The sequence below is a fragment of the Mesorhizobium sp. M7A.F.Ca.US.008.03.1.1 genome (assembly GCF_003997495.1).
Lineage (GTDB): Bacteria > Pseudomonadota > Alphaproteobacteria > Rhizobiales > Rhizobiaceae > Mesorhizobium.
The window spans coordinates 74,848-77,347 of record NZ_RZRU01000014.1; the positions used below are offsets into that span (position 1 = coordinate 74,848).

At 55.5% G+C, this 2,500-nt stretch carries 1 tRNA gene and 2 rRNA genes (1 of these 3 cut by a window edge); all 3 read right to left on the reverse strand.

Features of this window, described 5'->3' with window-relative positions:
• Positions 1-368: 368 nt before the first annotated feature.
• Positions 369-445 (reverse strand) — tRNA-Met (locus tag EOA16_RS19950).
• A gap of 154 nt (positions 446-599) precedes the next feature.
• A 5S ribosomal RNA gene (gene rrf, locus EOA16_RS19955) occupies positions 600-714 on the reverse strand.
• Positions 715-988: 274 nt separating this feature from the next.
• A 23S ribosomal RNA gene (locus tag EOA16_RS19960) occupies positions 989-2,500 on the reverse strand; it runs 1,310 nt beyond the window's last position.

Genomic DNA, 2,500 nt, shown 5'->3' on the forward strand with positions numbered 1-2,500 from the left:
GCGGTCACAAAAGGCCGGCTGAATAGAACACCACCCCGGCCAAATTCATTTCGTATTTGATTGCAAGTCATCACCGGCATCACCGATGCCTGGCACGAGGATCGGATGGCTTTGTCTTTTCTCCCTCCGATTCGGTTGATCTGGTCATGGCGGCGGCTGGGCGCTTCACTTGCCAGTCCCGTTGACCGCGCAGGGCCTGCGGGCTTTGTGCCTTGCGGGCTGTTTTTGATTTGGTTTGGGGGGAGAGGATTTGAGTTTTCTGTCCGGGGCTGGGCTTCGCCTGCTTGCGGGTCGCTGATGACGGGTTAAATCGCCGGCACCACGGCAAAATACAAAAGAGCCCGCACGGGGGCGGGCTCTTTTGTATTTGGTTGCGGGGACAGGATTTGAACCTGTGACCTTCAGGTTATGAGCCTGACGAGCTACCGGGCTGCTCCACCCCGCGTCAACTTTTGTGTAAACCGAAGCCTACAGATAGGTAGATGGCTGACCAAATGAAAGGGCCGCTTACGCGGCCGGGGATCCCTTGGCGGGCCATTTCGTAGAGAGAAGATTTCTCTCCATCCGATTTGGATGTGAGATCAACGTGCGTTTTGCAGACCTGGCAGCGACCTACTCTCCCGCGTCTTGAGACGAAGTACCATCAGCGCTGGAGCGTTTCACGGCCGAGTTCGGAATGGGATCGGGTGCAGCCGCTCCGCCATAACCACCAGGTCGGCAAAACGCACGTTGTTCGAGAAGCTTTTGAGCGAAGGAGCACGAAGAGACATCAACAGCGGAGCTGTCGGGTGCCTCTCGGGGCTGTTCGCTGGTCTTATATGTGCCTTTACAGTTCTTTTGGTCCTGGCGCCTTTCGAAGCGAAGCTTCGCAAGGTCGACCGACCGTCGGCGCTGATGCGCCGCACCCACGTAGCGCCGCCCGCAGGGCGGAACAAGCGTGAGTGAGAACAGACCATCTGACTTTGTCAGATGAGCATAAGGAATGAGAACGATCAAGCCGATCGAACTATTAGTACCGGTAAGCTTCAAGCGTTGCCGCTCTTCCACACCCGGCCTATCAACGTGGTCGTCTTCCACGGTTCTCAGGGAATACTCGTTTTAAGGTGGGTTTCCCGCTTAGATGCCTTCAGCGGTTATCCCGTCCGGATATAGCTACCCTGCTATGCGGCTGGCGCCACAACAGGTCCACCAGAGATCCGTCCATCCCGGTCCTCTCGTACTAGGGACAGATCCTTTCAATATTCCTACACCCACGGCAGATAGGGACCGAACTGTCTCACGACGTTCTGAACCCAACTCACGTACCGCTTTAAATGGCGAACAGCCATACCCTTGGGACCTGCTCCAGCCCCAGGATGCGATGAGTCGACATCGAGGTGCCAAACAACCCCGTCGATATGGACTCTTGGGGGTCATCAGCCTGTTATCCCCGGCGTACCTTTTATCCGTTGAGCGATGGCCCTTCCACGCGGGACCACCGGATCACTATGACCGACTTTCGTCTCTGCTCGACTTGTCAGTCTCGCAGTCAGGCAGGCTTATGCCATTGCACTCAGCGAACGATTTCCGACCGTTCTGAGCCCACCATCGCGCGCCTCCGTTACTCTTTAGGAGGCGACCGCCCCAGTCAAACTACCCACCATACATTGTCCCGGACCCGGATAACGGGCCGCGGTTAGACATCCATAGTAATAAGGGTGGTATTTCAAGGGTGGCTCCACCTGAGCTGGCGCCCAGGTTTCAAAGCCTACCACCTATCCTACACATGCCACTACGAATGCCAATGTAAAGCTATAGTAAAGGTGCACGGGGTCTTTCCGTCTAACCGCAGGAACCCCGCATCTTCACGGGGAATTCAATTTCACTGAGTCTATGCTGGAGACAGCGGGGAAGTCGTTACGCCATTCGTGCAGGTCGGAACTTACCCGACAAGGAATTTCGCTACCTTAGGACCGTTATAGTTACGGCCGCCGTTTACTGGGGCTTCGATTCAGAGCTTGCACCCCTCCTCTTAACCTTCCAGCACCGGGCAGGCGTCAGACCCTATACGTCGTCTTGCGACTTCGCAGAGCCCTGTGTTTTTGATAAACAGTCGCTACCCCCTGGTCTGTGCCACCCTCCTCTACTTGCGTAGAAAAGGGTCACGCTTCTTCCGAAGTTACGCGTGCAATTTGCCGAGTTCCTTCAGCATAGTTCTCTCAAGCGCCTTGGTATACTCTACCAGACCACCAGTGTCGGTTTCGGGTACGGTTTATAAGGAGGAGCTATTTCCTGGAACCACGCAGCAGCCCGTTCAATCCGATAAGATTGGACTACCTCAATGATCCGTCACTACCTCCAAGCCCACGAATATTAACGTGGTTCCCATCGACTACGCGTTTCCGCCTCGTCTTAGGGGCCGGCTAACCCTGCTCAGATTAGCTTTAAGCAGGAACCCTTGGTCTTTCGGCGGGGGAGTCTCTCACTCCCCTTACGTTACTCATGTCAGCATTCGCACTTC